This is a genomic window from Syntrophales bacterium (assembly GCA_035363115.1).
In the GTDB taxonomy this organism is placed as follows: domain Bacteria; phylum Desulfobacterota; class Syntrophia; order Syntrophales; family PHBD01; genus PHBD01.
On the sequence record DAOSEM010000004.1, the window covers coordinates 218,149 to 237,684 of the forward strand.

16 protein-coding genes are annotated in these 19,536 nt (G+C 63.4%); 9 read left to right on the forward strand and 7 right to left on the reverse strand.

The features are described from left to right. Nucleotides 1-34: 34 nt before the first annotated feature. The 3 genes from PLO63_10750 to PLO63_10760 form a co-directional block, all read right to left on the reverse strand. Nucleotides 35-703 (reverse strand): nitroreductase, encoded by a 669-nt coding sequence (locus PLO63_10750; protein ID HOI74616.1) that lies wholly within the window; start codon nt 701-703, stop codon nt 35-37. A gap of 120 nt (nt 704-823) precedes the next feature. Beyond that, on the reverse strand, nt 824-970 hold the full coding sequence (locus PLO63_10755) for a hypothetical protein (protein ID HOI74617.1): 147 nt from the start codon (nt 968-970) through the stop codon (nt 824-826). Nucleotides 971-982: 12 nt separating this feature from the next. Next, nucleotides 983-3,781: a PAS domain S-box protein gene (locus PLO63_10760; protein ID HOI74618.1), complete on the reverse strand. Its 2,799-nt coding sequence runs from the start codon at nt 3,779-3,781 to the stop codon at nt 983-985. A gap of 232 nt (nt 3,782-4,013) precedes the next feature. Between PLO63_10760 and PLO63_10765 the strand changes: the two genes are divergently transcribed. Next, entirely contained in the window at nt 4,014-4,232 is a 219-nt protein-coding gene (locus PLO63_10765) for a hypothetical protein (protein HOI74619.1), read from the forward strand. Between the two features lie 43 nt (nt 4,233-4,275). After that, complete coding sequence (locus PLO63_10770) at nt 4,276-5,019, forward strand: radical SAM protein (GenBank protein HOI74620.1); 744 nt, start codon at nt 4,276-4,278, stop codon at nt 5,017-5,019. A 67-nt stretch (nt 5,020-5,086) separates the two neighbouring features. Here PLO63_10770 and PLO63_10775 read toward each other — a convergent pair whose 3' ends face one another. Then, a complete protein-coding gene (locus tag PLO63_10775; GenBank protein ID HOI74621.1) occupies nt 5,087-6,766 on the reverse strand; it encodes an autotransporter outer membrane beta-barrel domain-containing protein in 1,680 nt (559 codons plus the stop codon). Then, nucleotides 6,763-7,224, reverse strand: a complete 462-nt coding sequence (locus PLO63_10780; GenBank protein ID HOI74622.1) for a septal ring lytic transglycosylase RlpA family protein — start codon at nt 7,222-7,224, stop codon at nt 6,763-6,765. The genes PLO63_10775 and PLO63_10780 overlap by 4 nt, the downstream gene beginning before the upstream one ends. Before the next feature lie 272 nt (nt 7,225-7,496). On the opposite strand from PLO63_10780, the gene PLO63_10785 reads away from it, so the two are divergent. Beyond that, nucleotides 7,497-8,654 (forward strand): HAMP domain-containing sensor histidine kinase, encoded by a 1,158-nt coding sequence (locus PLO63_10785; GenBank protein ID HOI74623.1) that lies wholly within the window; start codon nt 7,497-7,499, stop codon nt 8,652-8,654. 3 nt (nt 8,655-8,657) lie between these two features. On the opposite strand, the gene PLO63_10790 is transcribed toward PLO63_10785, so the two are convergent. Beyond that, complete coding sequence (locus PLO63_10790; protein HOI74624.1) at nt 8,658-9,893, reverse strand: hypothetical protein; 1,236 nt, start codon at nt 9,891-9,893, stop codon at nt 8,658-8,660. 470 nt (nt 9,894-10,363) lie between these two features. Between PLO63_10790 and PLO63_10795 the strand changes: the two genes are divergently transcribed. The 6 genes from PLO63_10795 to PLO63_10820 all read left to right on the forward strand — a co-directional run bounded on the left by PLO63_10795 (nt 10,364) and on the right by PLO63_10820 (nt 17,796). Continuing rightward, complete coding sequence (locus PLO63_10795; GenBank protein HOI74625.1) at nt 10,364-13,027, forward strand: NAD(P)-dependent oxidoreductase; 2,664 nt, start codon at nt 10,364-10,366, stop codon at nt 13,025-13,027. A 31-nt stretch (nt 13,028-13,058) separates the two neighbouring features. After that, nucleotides 13,059-13,751 carry a class II aldolase/adducin family protein gene (locus tag PLO63_10800; GenBank protein HOI74626.1) on the forward strand — a complete coding sequence of 231 codons (693 nt, stop codon included), beginning with the start codon at nt 13,059-13,061 and terminating at the stop codon, nt 13,749-13,751. Between the two features lie 104 nt (nt 13,752-13,855). Continuing rightward, nucleotides 13,856-15,469, forward strand: coding sequence for an SUMF1/EgtB/PvdO family nonheme iron enzyme (locus PLO63_10805; protein ID HOI74627.1), 1,614 nt, complete (start codon nt 13,856-13,858; stop codon nt 15,467-15,469). A gap of 238 nt (nt 15,470-15,707) precedes the next feature. Further along, complete coding sequence (locus PLO63_10810; protein ID HOI74628.1) at nt 15,708-16,319, forward strand: hypothetical protein; 612 nt, start codon at nt 15,708-15,710, stop codon at nt 16,317-16,319. Beyond that, nucleotides 16,316-17,260, forward strand: coding sequence for a hypothetical protein (locus PLO63_10815; GenBank protein ID HOI74629.1), 945 nt, complete (start codon nt 16,316-16,318; stop codon nt 17,258-17,260). The genes PLO63_10810 and PLO63_10815 overlap by 4 nt, the downstream gene beginning before the upstream one ends. A gap of 44 nt (nt 17,261-17,304) precedes the next feature. Then, nucleotides 17,305-17,796, forward strand: coding sequence for a hypothetical protein (locus tag PLO63_10820; protein HOI74630.1), 492 nt, complete (start codon nt 17,305-17,307; stop codon nt 17,794-17,796). Nucleotides 17,797-17,943: 147 nt separating this feature from the next. On the opposite strand, the gene PLO63_10825 is transcribed toward PLO63_10820, so the two are convergent. Beyond that, complete coding sequence (locus tag PLO63_10825; protein HOI74631.1) at nt 17,944-19,449, reverse strand: aldehyde dehydrogenase family protein; 1,506 nt, start codon at nt 19,447-19,449, stop codon at nt 17,944-17,946. Nucleotides 19,450-19,536 lie beyond the last annotated feature (87 nt).

Genomic DNA, 19,536 nt, shown 5'->3' on the forward strand with positions numbered 1-19,536 from the left:
GTCCCGCCGATCGTTCCAAAAGTGTCAACGGCCGTCAGGACAGCCACGTTGTGATGCTGTCCACGGACTCCCGGGTGCTTTCCAGCCGGTTGGCGGGAAAGCCCGGGTTGGGATAGCCGATGGCGATGGCAATCACGATCATGTCCGCATCGGGGATCCCGCAGTGTTTCCTCACCACGTCCGGGTACATCACGCCCTGGTCCTCGATGCAGGTCCCCAGACCGTATTCCAGCGCCGCCAGGCAGATGTTCTGCATGACGGCCCCCATGTCGAGAATGGGGGAACCTTCCATCAGCGCCCGGTCGGTCAGGAGAATGACGGCGGCCGGCGCGTCAAAGAACCGAAACCCCCGCTCGATCCAGCGGGCCCTCTCCTCCCTGTCCTCCCGCTTGATCCCCATCAGCTGGAACAGCTGCATGGCCAGCTCCACCTGGCGCCGGCGATATACGCTGTCCTGGGACCATCCGACGATCAGGTGCTCCTCCCCGGGCATGATTCCCGCCCTCAGCCTCTCGATGTTCTCCCGCTTGATCTCCTCCAGTGTCCTGCCGGTTACGACCAGGAATTTCCATGGCTGCGTGTTCATGGCCGACGGTGCGCGGCAGGCCAGGTCCAGGATATCCCTCAGGATGTCTCCAGGAACCGGGTCGGGTTTAAAGTCGCGGATGCTCTTGCGCTTTCGGATCGCCTCCGAAACGTTCATGACGAACCTCCTTGGATTACGGGATCGACTGCTGATTCAAGACTTCCCCCGAATGGGGCACCGCTCCGGGACCATCGCCCCGGTCATCCTCCCGGGACCATCCCCGCAGGCTTCCCTTGTTCAAGCCATAAAACCGGACACGGTTCCGGTGTACCGAAGGTGGATCCGGAACCGCTGCGGAGCCAGGGACGGCTCCTGGAACAGAGGGACAAGTCGTGCTGCAAGGTTCACGATGATCAGGCGTGGCCCGGATTCCAGTCGAGCCATGCCGGATTTCCCTTATGCGAACGGACGTCCGAGCTCGGCCCGGATGGCCATTCCGATCTTTTCCATCAGGTAGGGCTTCCTGACGTAGATGCCCGCTCCCAGCCGCTGGGCCTCCTTCACCCGGTCCGTCTCCGAAAATCCGCTGACCAGGATCGCTTTCTGCCCCGGATGGAGCTCCAGGATCCTCCGGTAGGTTTCCAGGCCGTCGATCCCCGGATCCATGATCATATCCAGAACCAGGATGTCCGCCCTGTTTCCCCGGAGGTATTCCACCGCCTCTTCCCCGCTGGAGACGGTATGAACCTGATATCCGATCCGCTTCAGCAATCCGGAGGCAACCTCGCGCTGCTCCGCAATGTCGTCGACCACCAGAACCGATTCCCCGCTCCCCATGTATTGCTCCAGTGGCACCTCCTGCCGGGGGGTGGTCAGCTCCTCCCTGGTGACAGGGAAGTAAAGCGTGAAGACGGTTCCCTCGCCGATCCTTGTCTGTACGTCGATGTATCCGTTCTGATCTTTCACGGTTCCCCAGACGATCGCCAGCCCCAGTCCCGTTCCGCTCCTGCCCATCGTCTTCTTGGTGTAAAAAGGCTCGAATATCCTCGCCATGTCCTCGGCCGGGATGCCCATCCCCGTGTCGGATACCGTCAGGATCGCATAGTCTCCCTCACGGATCTCGTCGTAGCCCCGGACGGGCTTGTCGAGATAGCGGTTTTCCGTCCGGATCGTGACCTCTCCCTGGCCGTCGATCGATTCCGCCGCATTCGACACCAGGTTCATGAGCGTCTTTTCAAGGTGGACGAGTGAGCCCCGGATGTTCAACAGCCCCTCCCGGCACTGCGTCCTGAAGTTCACGCGGGGATGGAACTCCCTGATCTTTTCGAAGACGGCGGTTTTCAGGAAGCCGGAGACCAGGTCGTTCAGATTCATCACATCGGACGAAGAGACTCCCCGCCTGGCCAGGGTGAGGAGGTCCTGGATGATGGCTGCCGCTTTCTCCGTGGACTGCAGGATTCTCTCCACGTGGCCTCTGGCCTTCTGGCCTTCGGGAATCTCCAGCAGCAGCAGTTCCGAATAACCGGAAAGGGCTCCCAGGACGTTGTTCAGATCGTGGGCTACCCCGCCGGCCAGCCTGCCGAGGGCCTCCATCTTCTGGGCACTGTTCAGCCGGGCCTGAAGGGCCTCCCTTTCCGCCTCGGCGGCTTTCCGGTCCGTAATGTCGTAGATCGTAAAGATCGTGGCCGGCTTCCCGTCGTATTCGATGACCGCCGCCCCGGCTTCCGCCCAGCGGATGCCGCCGTTCTTGGTCAGGACGGAAAATTCATAGCGCTCGGGCACCGGTTTCCCCTCCAGTCGCGCCATGGCCCGCCGTCGGATCAGCTCCTTCGATTCCGGGGTCACAAAATCGAGCATGGGCCTGGAGAGGTATTCCTCTTCGCTGAATCCCGACATCTTTCGGGTCATGGGGTTGACGTAGATGAATCGCTCTCCGTCGATGATGGCAATGCCGACGTTTGACGCCTCGGTCATTTTCCTGAATTTTTCCTCGCTGTTGCGCAGCGCGTCCTCGACGCGCTTGCGCTCGGTGACGTTCAGGAGGATCCCGTCAAAAACCAGGCGATCCTCGTGGCGTGTCGGTGTGGACAGGCCCTGGAACCACAGGATCTCGCCGGACGGACGGACGTAGCGGCCTTCGAAATCCCATGATTCGCATTTCTCCACAGCTTCTCTGAGAGAGGAGGTGAATCGGTCGCGGTCCTCTTCGTGAATATGAGAAACGAAATCCTGGTACATGGATTCGACGTCAGCCGGAATCCCGAACAGCTTCATCATGCGTCCGCTGGCATGGCTTATGCTGTATTCACCGCTGTTCTTCGCATAGAACTGGTAGACGACGCCCGGCAGGTTCATGGTGATGCCGCGCAGCCGCTCCTCGTTCTCCCGCAGGGTACGCTCCGTTTCCTTGCGTCGGGTGATGTCCTGAAGCATGAAGATGATGCAGGGTTCGCCTGACAGGTTGAAGGTCCGGGCGGAATACACGCCGCTGCGCACTGCTCCGTCCCTGCGGCGGAACAGGAACTCCCGGTTCATGACGTCCCGGCCCGCCGACAGCTCCCCGGCCATGAAATCCCGATCGGAAGGATCGACCCAGAAATTCATCTCAAGGGAAGTCCTGCCGACGGATTCTTCCCGCTTCCAGCCGATCGTTTCTTCAAACACCGCGTTGACATCGATAATCAGCCCGTCCCGCAACCGCGTAATCGTGATGCAGTCCGGCGCCGTCATGAAAATGGTCGAGAATTTCTCCTCGGATTGGCGGGTACGCTCTTCCTCCTGCCTGCGCCTGCTGATGTCCCGGCACACATTGACAATGCCGAACGGTTTCCCTTCCTTGTCCAGGAGCACGTCTCCATTCACCTCGAAGGGGATGGTCCGGCCGTCCTTCATGACCAGGTTGTATTCCTTGGGCCCCAGCCTGTTGTCCATCATGAGAGTGACATTCATCAGCAGTCTTTCGTGCTCTTCGGGAGGCACGAACCGGAGGATGTTCTCGCCCATGAACTCCTCCCGGCTGTAACCGCTGATTTGAAGGGCATAGTCATTGATGAAGAGAATATTTCCCTCGAGGTCGGTATGGACGATCACGTCCGGGACCGTATCGACCAGCCTTGCATACCGTTCCTCGCTTGCCTCCAGCTCTCTTTTGGCATGCGCAAGTTCGGTTTCCGCCTCTTCGAGTTCGAGGATGCGCAGGCGCAATGCTTCCATGTCTTTTATAAGCTGCGCTTTCGTCTTCCTTTCATCTTTCATCGTTCATTCCCCGGTGAGGGCTGATGATCGGAAAGATCTTGACGCCCGATCCGTTCGGTGTATTCGCTGAACCGTGGAGGGTATCCCGGCACGGGTCGGATGGCCGGGCTTCGGTGACCCCGCTTTTTTCTTGAAAACCAACCTGTTGTATTGTGTGAATGAGAATCCGCAGGATGTCAAGAAAACAGGCATTCGACCGGATCGGCCAATATTGGGGAGGTGAATTCATCCGATGTGCAGTTGGCCGTTGAGAGGGATGCTGGTCCTGGCGGGGGCCGCGCTTCTTTGGTTCGGAGTCGCGGGGCTGCGCAGTGGAGTCGTCCGGGTCAAGGGTGGCAGGTGGATCGGGCGACAGGAATCCCCGCTCCAGTATTGGCTATTCGTGGGAACCTATTTCATAACCGGTGCCGGCGGGATCCTGTTTGCCGTCTTTGCGGGATTCGTCCGGTGAGAAGGACTGCGACCATGCAAAATCGTTTCGAGAGGTCACGAACATGATCATCCGGGAAATCCACGCCAGGTCCGTCCTGTCCAGGTCCCAGGTGTACGACTATGCGGTCAATCCTTACGTCGGGTGCAGCCACTCCTGCAGGTACTGCTACGCCGCGTTCATGAGGAGGTTTACCGGCCACCGGGAAACGTGGGGGGAGTTTGTCGACGTCAAGATCAATGCGCCGGACGTGCTGGCCCGGGAAATCGCCAGGAAACCGGTCGGCCGGGTCTGGGTGAGCGGCGTGTGCGACCCCTATCAGGCCGCTGAGAAGCGGTACGGGATCACGCGGTTGTGCCTTGCGCTCCTGGTGGAGAAGGGCTGGCCCGTGAACGTCCAGACCAAGTCGCCCCTGGTTCTCAGGGACATGGAGATCCTGGAGAAGTCAGACGATGCGGAAGTCGGGTTTTCCATTGCCACGGCGGATGAAAGGCTGCGCAGGCTCTTTGAGCCCGGCGCTCCCCCCGTCCGGGAGAGAATTCACGCCCTGGAGAGCCTTCGGGCAAGGGGAATCCGGACCTATGCCATGATCGCCCCAATTCTGCCCGGCGCCGCGGTTCTGGCCGGCGAGCTGGCGGGAAAGGTCGACTATGTGCTGCTGGACCGGCTGAACTACCATTATGCGGACCGGCTCTATGCGGAACATAAGATGGAATGGGCAAGGAAGGAGCCGTTTTTCATCAGTGAGGGCGGCAGCTTGAGGAAGGGCCTGGAGGATGCGGGCATACCCGTAACCGTTTTGTTCTGACGGTCGACCGGCCCGGGAAGGCTCTACGGACTCCGGGGTGCTCGCCGGACTGTTTTCCCGGTATTCCTCAAAACCTGTATTGCAGCTCCAGGGCCAATTTCTGGCTCGTCGTTTCCCGCCCGCGTTCCAGCCCGTAAGAGGCGGCCAGTGTAACGTCGCCGCCCGTCGTGAGGGTGAAGCCGGCGCCGGCGGTCCAGAAACCCGCCGGTCGGTCGTTACCGTAAACGACAAAGTCATCGGGCTGCGAGCGGAGTCCGGCTGTGAGGGAGCGATCGTCCAGGGGATGGTGATACGCCCAGCCGACCCGGAGCTGCGGCGTGAAAACCGATTTCTCCCCCAAAGGGATTTGCTTCGAGACGGCCACGTCCAGGTGACTGCGCAGCGTGCGGGCCTGGACGGAACCGACGCGCAGGTCGAGGCTGCCGGCCCCTGTTTCACTGAATCCCCTCCGGTACTGGTGCACGTAGTCGACGGCCAGGGAGGGCACGGCGTCCATCATGGCGATCGGCAGCCGGTACCCCAATCGCAGCCGGGGGTTCACCTCCCAGCTCTCGGGATGCGACTCGGCCTCGCGGGCCAGGTATGAGAAGGAGATGGGCCGGGTCGCGTCGCCTGTCGCGTATCCGCCGCTGAGACCGGCCTGAACAAAATAGTCTCGTGCCAGCCAGGCCGCGTACATGCCGAGCCGGGTGTAATCCGTCCGCGCTCCGCCTCCCCCGTCCGTCCAGGACTGGGTGCTGCGGATGAAGCCCAGGGACAGGCCGACGAGAAGGTTTCGCCCGGATCTCCGGTCGACGCCCCCGACGACGCCCCCGGAGACGGCGTTGAATCCCATGTCCCCCGCCCGCTGGATTCCTCCGGCCATCTGCATCCATGCCTGCAGGTTTTTCCCGTCATGGTCTCCCGAAGGAAGAAATACGGGTCCGGCGACCTGCAGGAGTGCACCGGTTTTCGTTCGATCTTCGAGAAAGGCCGCGGAGACACGCTGATCGACGGCGTCGCTGGTCATCCCGCCGGTCCTGAGCGCATCCGCCGTGAGGCGGTCGTAGCGGCCCGGGCCGATCCGGTCGAGTGCCTCCTGCAATGGGCCGGAGAGGGCCGGAAGGTAGAGCAGGTCCAGGTTGAGATACACCGTCTCCAGGTCGGACCAGGCCTCCGGGATTCTCGCGTCCAGGTACGTTGCGATCCGGTTGGCGTTGCCGGCGGTCGCCCGCGTCCGGTAGCAGAGAATGCAGGACTCGACGGCCTGCCGGTTGAAGAAATTGTCCGCCGGGACCCAGGGTGGACCGATCAGCTTGGACTGCTGTTCCCCGCCGGCCCCCCAGCCGGCGATGGGCGCTGCGATGCCGGTGTAGATCAGGGTGCCTGCCGGTACGAGCACCATCGTCATGTTGGTCGGGAAGGAGGGAAGCGCGAACAGATCGCGCACCTGGGCCGGCGTGAGGCCGCGTACCGTCGCCGTCCGCATGACCCACGACCCGACGGGATTCGAGGGATTGACGGGGTCCGCGGGATTGTAGAACCGGATGAAATACTGGGGTACGGTGGTCTGGATGGTGGTGACGTCGGTGCTGTTTTCGAAGGGGGGGATCCCGCCCAGCCTCGCGTTCACGGTTGCCGCCGTCTCCACGGCGATCAGGGTCCCGAGCGGCTGCACCAGGTTGCGCCAGTCCTCGCTCCACGCAGGGGAGAGCGGGGCGCAGAGGATGGCGGCAAGCAGGCAGAAGAGGAGAGATGTCTTCTTCAAAGCTCCCTGTCACCCAGGGGGGTGATCCGTACCGTTGCCACTCCCCGCCGGATGATGCCGAGATCGCGGGCCGCCGCGCGGGACAGGTCGATGATCTCGAAATTCCGCTTTCTGCAGCGGTCGTTGACCGTCACGACGACCGAGCGGTTGTTGGCCAGGTTCTTCACTCTGACCTTCGTTCCGTGCGAGATCGTCGGATGGGCCGCGGTCATTTTCCGCTGGTCGAAGATTGCGCCCGAACTGGTCCTCCTGCCATGGTAACGGTCGGCATAATAGGTTGCCTTGCCCAGCTTTCCTTCCGCTTTCTTCACCGTGGATGAAACTTCTTTTGTCCCGGCCGGGGATCCCGGCGCGTTCTCTTCCTCCGCCAGAGCGGGCAGGGCCGTGACAAGAAGGGCCAGCAGGAGGCAGGCAAGGGTCATAAACAGAAATGTATGCTTGGGATTTTCAGGTCTCATGGGGATCTCTCTTTCGTGATATTTTTCCGGGGTATTTGAGCGGGAAGATTGTCAACGTGAGGGGACCCCTTTACCCCGGACACACCGGCGAAGTCAAGTTTTTTAGCCTTTCTTAAGGAAATACGAGTGGTTGGTTTAATTATGGGCCGAACATTTCCTGCCTTGCAATTCAAGACGAAGTATCCCACATTACAATTCGGCCATTGGTTGTATCACCGGCAAAACCGGGAACGCGGCTGTTTGTCTATTCTATGTTACCGGGAGTGAGTCGAATGGATTCGATCGTTCCGTCGGACATCCGGTACCTGTTCCAGGAGCATGGCACGGAGCAGATTCTTGAGGCGGGGCAGGTCCTGTTTCTTCAGGGGGAGGCCAGCGACGCGGTTTACTACGTCGTGAGCGGAAGCCTGGATGTATATGCGGGATACGGCGACGATCCGGTCTTGCTCAATCATGTCGAGCCCGGCCACCTGGTCGGGGAACTGGGCGCCATCACGCAAAGTCCGCGCTCCGCCACTCTGGTCGCCACCACCCGGGTGGTCCTGTCCCGAATATCGACGGAGCATTTCCGGGGCCTTCTCGCCAATGCTCTGTCGCTGGTGGAGACCATGCTCTCCAGCGCGCGCGGGTATGTGATCTCCGCGGACACGGCGAGGATCGACCTGGGGAATACCTTTCAGCAGGTCCAGAAACGCTTGAATGTGCTGGGGGAAGAGAAGAAGCAGCTCGAGGAGCTGCTGCGGCTGCGCGACGAACTCGAGTCCATGGTGGTTCATGACCTGCGCAATCCGCTGAACACGGTCACCCTGGTCCTGGACCTGCTGGAGCCCCTGAAGGATCAGGTCAGGGACACCGAACGATTCACGCTCCTCGTCCGCATGGCGAAGACGGCCACGCAGAGCATGACGCACCTGATCTCCATGCTGCTCGATATCGCCCGGCTGGAGGCCGGCAGACTCGTCCTGGACATCAGTGAATTCGACCTCTCCGTGATGCTCGAAGAGCTGGCCGCCATGCAGCAGATGCAGGTGATACGCAAACAGATCGAGATCGTCACCCAGTCTCCGCCGGGCATGATGGTGAAGGCCGACCGGAGCATGCTGTGGCGCGTGGTGTTGAATGTCCTCGACAATGCGATCAAGTTCGCGCCCAGGATGAGCAGGATCGAAGTCGCGGCTTGTCCCGTGGGGAATCGGAATATACACATCCGCGTCACCGACTCCGGACCGGGGATACCGCCCGGAGAGCGGGAGCGCATATTCGAGAAGTTCACGCAGGTGAGCGACGCGGAGCATATGTCGCGCGGCGGCACCGGCCTTGGGCTGACCTTCTGCCGCATGGCGGTGGAGGCGCACGGCGGCTCCATCCGGGCGGACGAAGGGCCGTCCGGCACCGGAAACAGCATCCACATCGAACTTCCGCAGGACTGAGCCTCAGGATTCGGGGAGGGGATTCACATCCGCCCGATTGCCCTTCTCATGCCCCGGCGTACCGCCCGATGAGGCCGGACGGATCTTCGGCGGCAATCCGGCCCCGGTTTCACCGGACGTGTGAAAACCCTTTCCGGCGGGCAGCGTCCCATCGGTTCCATCCGGAAAGGCAACGGGCGGAGCGGACTTGTTGACCGCGTCGAGCAGCAGGGCGAATCGCAGGTGGCCGATGGCAGGCCGGTAGAGCGGATTCGATCCGGAGGCGTGGTTCGAATGAGGGAAGACGAGGACGTGGACGGAGTTCCTGCCGTGTCCGCGACGTCTCTGAATGGACGTCCAGTCACCGAAAAAAGCCATGTTCGTCGTGGCATCCAGCGTCATCCAGCCGTCGGAGAAGGCGGCTTCATTCATCATATGACCGTGGGCGATGACGACCCGGCGATTGGGAATTCCGGAACGATCGAGCAGCACCTTCAGAACGTGAGCCGAGTCGCTGCAGCAGCCGATCTCGCTCTCCAGGTAGTCCCGGATTCCTTCTGGGACATCGATCCGGAAACCGGTCTTCTCGTTCTGCTCCACGCAGCCCTCCCTGGTGTAGTGAACGGAGTTTCCAAATCCCCAGAGGGCGGATACGCTGTTCATCAGGAACAGGGCCTCCAGCTTCCGGGGATCTTCGATTCCCCATTGTACACGGAGGGTTTCCCGGACCTGGTTGAATCGCTTCATGCAGGCACGGTGCAGTTCGTCTTCGTCACGAATCCCGTCCACGGCGAGATTCGATTTGTTGAAAAAACCGGAATCCGCCATCGCGGGCACCGCCGTGACCTCGATCTGTTCCAGCAGCGCGGCGTGATGAACGGGGTATTGAAGAAACGCGTATACGGCGAGGTATGCCGGCACGAGCAGGGTGAGAACGGCCGTCCGCCCGGCGAGCCCCGGTTTGCGGGCGAAGAAGAGAAAGATCGCCGCGGTGACGGCGAGGCAGCAGCCCATGAGGATGGTCAGCAGCAGCAGTTTTTTCTCGCCGATGTTCGAGCTGTTGCCGATCGCCGCCAGGAGATCGATTCCGGTTGCATCCATCAGGAGCCGGCTCAGGGAGGCCAGCGCCGCCGCGCACAGGAAAACAAGGAACAGCACGCCGGAAAGAAGGGAGAAGAATATGGACGGGGAATTCAGGAGCCGTCTTCTCAGCGGTGTTCGGCGTGACGATGTGCGTGTCGTTTCCAATGAACGTTTCACGGGTCACTTCCCGCGGGGCTCCCCCGCCGTTGGATGTACCTTTCCTGATGGACCGGGCCGATGATCGCCCTGGGTGTTCCGATCATTCGGAGGGACTCTGGCAAAAAAAGATGAATGAATTCCGTACAGGAAAATGAAAAAGCTGTAACGCGGATCGCACCCTGCATGGCAATGCGATCCCATGCAGAAAAACCTTGAGCAGTTGCCTTCCTGACGGCTAAAGATGACAGCGTTGCCTCGTGAATCGGCAGCGGCGGGTTTCCTCTGCGATGCGCATCCGGAGCCTGTTCCCGTCGCGCATAACAGGAGACCGGGATTGTGCCGGACATGGAACAAGGCAAAATGACCGGAGTCCCCGCCGGGAAGATCGACACGCTGTTCTTCGACCGACCGGATCGACCGGATGAAGGACAGACGGGGCACAGCGGTTTTTCAAACCCCAATCCTCGAAAAGGAGTTACCGGCGATCCATGAACACACGTTACCTGATGGCGCTTGATGCCGGAGGAGGATCCGGCCGTTGCCTCCTCCTGGACCCTGAAACAGGGGCCAACACAACGGCCCGGCGAAGCTGGACCCACCCCGTCGCCCCCGGCACGAGCGGACTCGGCTTTTCCGTCGAGACCGGCGACGTCCTGAAGAAGCTCGGCGATGCCTCCCGGGAGGTCCTCGCCCGGGCGGGTGCTGTGCCGGGCCAGGTTGCCGGCATCGCCGTATGCGGGATGCGCAATACGACCGTTGTCCTGGATGCACAGGACAGCGTCCTCCTGGCAACGCCCAACAAGGACGCCCGGGCGCTGGGGGAGGGCATGCTGCTGGGCATGGAAAGGGGCGCGGAGTTCCACGCCGTCACGGGCCACTGGCCGACCCTCATGTTTCTAGGCACGCGGCTCCTCTGGATGAAGAACAACGCCCCGGACCTTTTCAACCGCGCCTCCGCCGCCCTGTCGCTCACCGACTGGCTGGCCTTCATCCTGACGGGGAGAATGGCGGCCGAGCGCTCCCAGGCGGGCGAATCGCTTCTCTTCGACCTGAAGCGGCGCGAGTGGGCCTTCGACCTGATCGATTCCCTCGGATTCCCCCGGTCGCTCTTCCCCGAGCCGGTGGACTCCGGAGCCCGCCTCGGCGAGCTGACGCAGCGGGGGGCCGATCTCCTGGGGCTGGTCCCCGGCATTCCCGTGGCCGCGGGGGGCGCCGACACCCAGTGCGGACTCCTGGGAGCGGGGGCCGTCCGGGACGGCGACCTGGCCGTTGTCGCCGGCACGACCATGCCCCTGCAACTCGTGACGGACGACCTGGTCCTGGACGGATCGGGGCGGCTCTGGAGCGGGCAGCACGTGGTTCCGGGGCGGTACGTCATCGAGAGCAACGGGTTGATGACGGGAGATGTCATCGACTGGTTCGCCCGGCTTCTCTACCCGGACTCCCCCGACGCGACCCTGAGCCTTTTCGCGGAATGTGCCGGATCCCTTCCGGGGGCCGCCGGCGTGTATTCCACCTTCGGCTCCGCCCTGTTCGACGGGAGGACCGTCGGCTTCCCCGTCGGCAATCTGACCCTGTCCCACATGATCACGGGCGACGCTGCCCGGAGCCGGCGGCACATCGCCCGGGCCCTGGTGGAGGGGATCGCCTTCTCGATCCGCGCCAACCTCGAACAGATCCTGGCCGTCTCCGGCAGGGAGATTCCCGTCCTCCGGGTGGCCGGGGGCATGTCCCGGAGCGCACTCTTCGACCAGATCGTGTCCGATGTGACGGGCCGCCCGGTCCTCGTTCCCCCCAACGCCGAGGTGTCTTCCGTCGGCGCGGCGATCCTGGCGGGGGTCGGGGCGGGCGTCTTTGCCGAGCCAGCCGACGGTGCCGCTCTTGTCGCCGCGGCCCTGCGCGAGCACCGGCCAGGGAAGGCGGAGAAGTACGGGAGCCTTTACGCCGGCTGGCGGCAGGCCTTCGACAAGCGCGCCGCGGCGGACGCCCAGGTCGGCGACCTGCTGACCGCCGCCCTCTTCGAACCGTCACCCGCGGCGGGCAGGGCGGCCGACCCGTCCTTTTCACCGAACATCCTTGTCACCGCCTCCATGGACCGGGCCGCCCTCGATGAACTGGAGGGGATCGGCCGCGTGGATTATGCCGAGTGGCGGGAGAAGGTCCGGATTTTCGACGGCGGAGCCGAACTGGCGCAGGCGCTCTCGGGCGTGCAGATCTTCGTCACGGAGATGGACGTGGTGGATTTCCCGGCCATCCGCGACGCCCGGGATCTGCGGGCCATCGTCACGTGCCGGGGGAATGCCGTCAACATCGACCTGGCGGCCGCCACCGCCTACGGGATCCCCGTCGTCAACACCCCCGGGAGAAACGCCGACGCCGTGGCGGACCTGACCGTCGCCTTCATGGTGATGCTGGCGCGGAAGATGCCGGAGTCCGTCGACTTCCTCAAGCACAGCGGCGTGACGGCAAACGACATGGAGAAGATGGGGGAGGCCTACCTGAAATACCGGGGCAACGAGCTCTGGAGGAAGACGGTCGGCCTGGTGGGAATGGGAAACGTCGGCGCCGGCGTCGCAGCGAGGCTCACACGGTTCGGGGCGAAGACGGTATTCTACGATCCGATTCTGACCGCCGAGGCGGGGGCCCTGCTGAACGCCCGGAAGGTCTCCCTCGACGAGCTGCTGGCGGAGAGCGATTTCGTGAGCCTGCACGCGCCGGCGATCGAGGCCACGAGGGGGATGATGAACCGCGAGGCCTTCGGGAAGATGAAAACGGGGGCCTTCTTCGTCAATACCGCCCGGGGCTCCCTCGTAGACGAAGCGGCCCTCCTGGGGGCGCTCGCGTCGGGGAAGGTCGCAGGGGCCGCCCTGGACGTCTTCTCGGCGGAGCCCCCGGCGTCGGACGATCCCGTCGTTTCCCACCCCAACGTGATCGCCACGCCGCACCTGGGCGGGAACACGAGCGAGATCGCGGCGCACCAGGGGGCCGTCGCCGTCGACCAGATCCGGAAGCTCCTGGCGGGGGAGCGGCCGGACCACCTCCTCAATCCCGAAGTGCTGGACGTTTTCACCTGGTCGGGACCGCGGCCCGAGCCGGACGGGAAGAAGCAGGAGGAGCTCGCCCGGAACCCGCGTCCCACCTTCACATCCTGAGATCACGGTACGGAATGCAAGGGGTTACACGATGAGCAAATACGATCAAAGCCGGAAGGAAGTGCTGGAGGCGTGCCTCTGGCTGTCGGACCACGGCTACTTCGGTTCCCTGCGGGGCACCGGGGGGAACGTCTCCATGAGGACGGGCGATGGGAATCTGATGGCGGTCACACCTTCCTCCGTGAACTACCACGAGATCGTCCCGGAGGACATCTGCATCGTCGATTTCGCCGGCCAAGCAGTGGAGGGGAGCCGGGCGCCCTCCGTCGAAGCGGGGCTGCACGCCGCGGTCTACCGCGAGCGGCCCGACGCGAACGCCGTGATCCATACCCACCAGGTCTACGGAAGCGCCTTCGCGCTGCTCAATCTCCCCATTCCCTCGCTTCTGGACGAGGTCTCCTTCACCCTGGGCGAGACGATCGACGTGGTCCCCTACGCCCTGTCCGGCAGCACGGAGCTGGCCGCCAATGTGGCCGGCAGGCTCGGGAACAACGCCAACGCCTACATCATGCAGAATCACGGGATCCTTGCCCTGGGCAGGAGCATGGACAAGGCGCTTCTCGCCGCGGAGCTCCTGGAGAAGGTTGCGCACATCTACTGGCTCGCGCTTTCCACAGGCAGGCCCGTCACGACCCTTCCCGGGGATATCCGGGACATGGCGCGCTCGCTCCGGGAATACGAGGTGGACAAGGTCAGGAAAGCGGCCGCGAAAGACCCGGCGTGACCGGCTCCGGCCGGACCGGTCCTTATCGCAGGGTCCGTATTCCCGATCACGGGATGCAAATGAAGCCGCGGCGGAGACGCCGTGTTCCCGAGGCGGAGGGAATCATGATCCGGAACGTTCTTGCAGCCGTTGCGGCCGTCGCCGTCCTCCTCGCCGGCACCCTGTCCCTGCATGCCGCGGAGCCGCGAATCGCCCTCGTCATCGGCAACAGCGGGTACGAGGTGGGGGCACTGAAGAACCCCGTCCACGACGCCGCCGACATGGCCGCCGCGCTCGAACGCCTCGGCTTCACCGTCGTCCTGAAGAAGGACGCCCGGCAGCAGGAAATGGAGGAGGCCGTCCGGGCGTTCGGCCACCGCCTGAAACGGGGAGGGGTGGGGCTGTTCTTCTACGCCGGCCACGGCATCCAGATCGGCGGCCGGAACTACCTGATCCCCATCGGCGCCAGGATCGAGAAGGAGACGGACGCCAAGTACAGGGCCATCGACGTCGAGATGGTCCTGGATGAGATGGCGAACGCGGGCAACCCGATGAATATCGTCATCCTCGACGCCTGTCGGGACAACCCGGTGGGGCGCTTCCTCCGGAGCGCCGGGAGAGGGCTGGCCATCATCTCCGACGCCCCCAAGGGCACCTTCATCACCTATTCCACGTCCCCCGGCAAGACGGCCGCCGACGGAGAGGGACGCAACAGCCCCTACACAACGGCGCTCCTGGAGTCGATCCGGGAGCCGGGGCTTCCCATCGAGCAGGTCTTCAAACGGGTCCGGCAGCGCCTGAGCCGGGAAACCGGGGACCGGCAGATCCCATGGGAGCTGTCCTCCCTCCAGGGGGACTTCTATTTCACGCCGGGCTTGACCGGGGCTGCCGCCGCGCCTCCGCGGAGATCCTCGGAGAGGCAGGTGCCCGCCGCCGGAGCTCCGCCGGGCGATCGGGCCTTCACCAGCCCCACCCTGGGAGCGACGTTTGTCCTGATCCCCGCCGGGACATTTACCATGGGGTCGCCGGCGGACGAACCGGGCCGGTTTCCTGACGAGACGCCGCACCGCGTGACCATCAGCAGGGCCTTCTACATGCAGGCGACGGAGGTGACCCAGGGCCAGTGGAAGCGGGTCATGGGGAACAACCCTTCCTATTTCCGGAACTGCGGCGACGACTGCCCGGTGGAGCGGGTTTCCTGGAACGAGGTGCAGGACTTCATCCGCAGGCTGAACGAACGGGAGGGAACGGACAAGTACCGCCTGCCGTCGGAGGCCCAGTGGGAGTACGCGGCCCGGGCGGGGACGGAGACCGCCCTCTACAGTGGTCCGCTCCGCATGCGGGGGAGCAACAACGCACCCGACCTCGACACCGTCGCCTGGTACAAGGGGAACAGCTGCGTCGATTACGCCGGCGGGTTTGATTCCTCGGGCTGGCAGGACCGCCAGTATGCCTGCCCCCGATCGGGGACGCACCCGGCAGGCCGGAAGGCCCCGAACGCCTGGGGGCTCTACGACATGATCGGCAACGTCTTCGAGTGGGTGCAGGACCGGATGGGAGACTATCCTTCCGGAAGCCTGACCGACCCGGAGGGGCCTTCTTCGGGATCCACGCGCGTGCGGCGTGGCTGCTCGTGGGGCAGCAGCGCCCGGTACTGCCGTGCGGCGTTCCGGCTCAAGGGGGGCGATCCGGATGCCCGCGGCGACGGCATGGGGTTCCGTCTCGTCCGGACACCTTGATGCCATGGCCCTTCCCGACAGGCTGAAAAATCCGCCGGGATCTCCCGGATGCCGGCCGCTTGAATCCGGGGCGGACTTCGAACGACGGATGTGATACAGGGTTCTTCATCGGGTCACCCGGAGGCGGGACGGCCTTCCGGCCGTTCTTTTCCACTCCGGACGCGAACCGTGTCATGGTCAATACGCTTCCTTTGTGGTTTCCTCTTGCCGTGTACAGACAGGGAGGACAGCACGGGCTATGGCAGCAGGCATCCCGACACGGATCATCCGCCACCTGGCAGGTTATGCCGGTCCCTGGTCGGCTTTTCTTCTCTGCGCCGTTGCGCTTGCCTTCTGCACGGGCGCAATCCCCGCGGTTCGTTTCACCGCCGAGGAGATCCGGGTGACCGTCCAGCCCCGCCATATCCTCGTCGACGCCATCTACCAATACCGCAATCCGTTCCCCTTCCCGGTGATCCAGGGATACGTCCTGCCCTTTCCGGAGGACGCGGCCCACTTGCCTCCGGCTGGGGTCGAACTGGTCCAGCAGACCCCGGAAAGAAAAAGGATCCCCGTCTCGCATTCCCTCGGCAGGCACCGCTTTTCCGTCGTCTTTCCGGGGAGCGGGGAGGTGACGCTTCATCTTCGCTACCGGCAAAGCACCCCAAGGGAGAGGGGCACCTACATCCTGACCACAACGGCGTCGTGGCTGCGTCCCCTGGAGAGGGCCGTTTACAGGCTGGTTCCGGACGGCGTCCGGATCACCGGCTCCAACTACCCCTTGGCCCCGGAGGCACCCGGGGCATTCCGCTGGACCCGGGAGCGGTTCATGCCCCCGGAGGACTGGCACTTTACCTGGAGGGAGGCATGAATGTCCTGAGCATCCTCCGCTGTGCGTGCCCAGCGGCCGCGGGAATGCTGCTCCTTCCCGCACCGGCCTTGGCGAACGCGGGGACGGGATTCCGAACGGCATCGCTCGTGCTTTTGATCTGGATCGCCCTGATGATCTTTTCGTCCCTGGGGGGCGTGTACGCGATCCGGAAGAAGAGACTGGCGGAGAAGGGAAGAAAGCGCTCCCTCGAGGGGGCTGTTTACACGCTCGTCGCCGCTCTCACGGTTGTGATCTCCATGGCCACCGTGGAGACCATGATCCTGTGCGTGTTCGCGGCCGCTGCCGTGGCGCTGGTCCGGGCATACAGGCTGTTTTCCTGGTCGAAGATGCTCCGGAAGAGGGATGCCGGAGCACCGGCAGACGAAGACGCCGCCGACGCCGGATCCGCTTCCGGAGAGAAGGCTGTCTTTCCCTGGCTGGAGGGAGCGAATCCGGGGCGGATGCTCCTCGCCTCCTCGCTCATCGTCGCATCGACGGCCATCCTGGTGCCGGTAACGATTGCCGTCGGCTGGCAGGAGGGCAGTTACCAGCTCCGTCAATCCCAGGGACAGAAAATCGTCAAGGATTTCCGGGAATTCGTTGCGGAGGAGATTCGCCTGCGAAAGCAGCCCCAGACGGGCGATGCGAGGGGCGGGCTCCTCTCTCTTCATGCGCGCTGCCGGGAGACGTTCGAGAGCAGGGACTACAGCCGCCACCGGTGCGAGCTGCCTTCCGATCTCGAGGCCATGAAGTTCACGATTCACCTGGTGCCTTCACGGGCGAGCCTGTTCGTACCGGCCATTTCCTTCCGGGCGGACGAGTCGGGGAAGATCCGGGCGGCAAAGGTCTATTCGCCGGGCGAGCGGTGCCCCGCGGACGCGCAGGTGGTCACGGATGCAACCAGGCCGGACGAGGGTTTCTATCCCCTGTACTCATTGTGAGTCGGGGCCTCGCGTCCATGCAGAAGACAGAAAGGAGGAAAACGATGAAGATCCTGGAGGGGAGCTGTTTCTGGCTGGCCTTGGCCGCAGCGCTACTCCTGTGGCCTTCCGCGGGGGAGGCACAGCAGCGCACGCGGTTCGACCGGCCCGCGATCAACAACATCCCCATCGACTGGTGCCTCACCTGGGCCCAGAACTGCGGGAAGCCCGCGGCGGACTACTTCTGCCAGACGAGAGGATACCAGCATTCGGACGATTTCGGCGTGGTGAACAACGTCGGGCGGACCGTTATCCTCAAGACGAGGCAGGTCTGCAACCACCCCACCTGTGACGGGTTCTCGTACGTCTCCTGTGTCCGGCGCGCCCAGGCCGCCCCTCCTCCTCGGGCGGGCAGGAGCTACGAGGAGTGCCTTAACCGCTTCTGCGGGATTTGCCGGCAGTCCATTTCCCTCTTGGATGTGGCGGCCGATCCGCGATGCGAAGACTGCAAGCGGAGAATGGCTCCCCAGATCCGGGCGTGCATGGAGGGCCGGTGACCCGTCCCGGGGCCGGTCCCGGTTCCGGGGTGAAGCAGGATGGAGGGAGGGAGCCGGCGGTGCCCCCTCCCGGTTGCCATGATATTTTGAACGGAAACCATTCGGGAAAGCGGAGCCTGTTCCCGCCCCGCGTTCCCGGAATGTGCTTTATTTGCTGAACACGTAGGTGTGCAGCAGCCTGTTGGCCAGGGGCGTTCCCAGGTCGACGAGAATGTGCTTCGCCTGGGTGAACTCCAGGAGCCCCTGGACCCCGTGCTCCCGTCCGATCCCGGACTGCTTGTACCCGCCGAAGGGCGCCATGGGGCTCAACTGGTGATAGGTGTTGATCCACATCGTCCCGGTGCGGACGCGCTTGGCGATTTCGATGGCCTCGGGGATGTTCCGTGACCACACGGCTCCGCCGAGCCCGTAGATGCTGTCGTTGGCCATGGCGACGGCCTCGTCGACCGTGCGGAACTTGATGATGCACACGACGGGACCGAAGATCTCCTCCTGCGCGATGGTCATCCCGTTGTGGACGTTGGTGAAGATCGTCGGCTCGACGAAAAATCCCTTCTTGAGGTGATCCGGCTTCTTCCCGCCGGTCGCCACGGTGGCGCCTTCCTTCTTCCCGATCTCGATGTACCGGAGGACCGTCTCCTGCTGACCCCTGGAAATGAGCGGACCCATGGTCGTCTCGAAATCCATGGGATCCCCGATCCGGACGGTTTGGGTGGCGGCGATGGCGCTCTCCAGGTACTCGTCGTAAATGTCTTCATGAACGAAGATGCGGGTTCCGGACACGCATACCTGCCCCGTGTGATAAAACACGCCGCTGAGCGAACCCTCCACGGCGACTTCCAGGTCGGCATCAGGCATGATGATCTGCGCGCTTTTTCCTCCCAGCTCCAGGGTGACCTTCTTGAGGGTGGATGAGGCCATTTTCATGACCTGCCGCCCGACCTCCGTCGAGCCCGTCAGGGCGACCTTGTCCACGAAGGGGTGTGTGCACAATTCTTCTCCCAGGGAGGACCCGGGGCCCGTCACGATGTTGACGACGCCGGGCGGGAAACCGCATTCGTCGATCAGCTTTGCCAGTTCGAGGGCCGCCAGGGGCGTCTCGGAGGCCGGTTTCAGGACGACCGTGCATCCCATGACGAGGGCGGGACCGAGTTTCCACCCGGCCATCATGAAGGGATGGTTCCAGGGGATGATGCCGCCGCACACACCGATGGGCTCCCGGTTGACGAAACTCCAGGAGACGTCGGGGAAGTCGTGCCAGGGGAGGGGCTCGTAGGAAGACAGGCACTCCGCCGTCCGGGCGGCTTTCTCCATCCAGTAGGCCGTGAAGGGGACCTCGCCCCCCGTCGACAGGCTGATCGTGAAGCCCGCATCCTGGGTCTCGATGGTGCCCAGTTTCCGGGTCATGTCCATGTCGTTGATCTTCTCCACCAGTTTATAGATCAACTGTGCCCGCTCGCCGACGGGCATGCCGCTCCATACGCCCGAATCGAAGGCCCGGCGTGCCGCCTCGATGGCGCGTTTCATGTCGCCTCGGGTTCCCACGGGCGCCAGGGCGACGGGTTCCTCCGTTGCCGGATTCATGCTGGCCCTTGTCTCCCCCGACTCCGCGTCCACGAACTGCCCGTCAATATACATCCGATACTGTTCCATGCGAATCCATGCCTCCTCGTCATGCAGGATGTAGGTATGTCATATTTGACATATCCGTCTTTCTTCCCCTGGGCAAGCGAAAAGCAT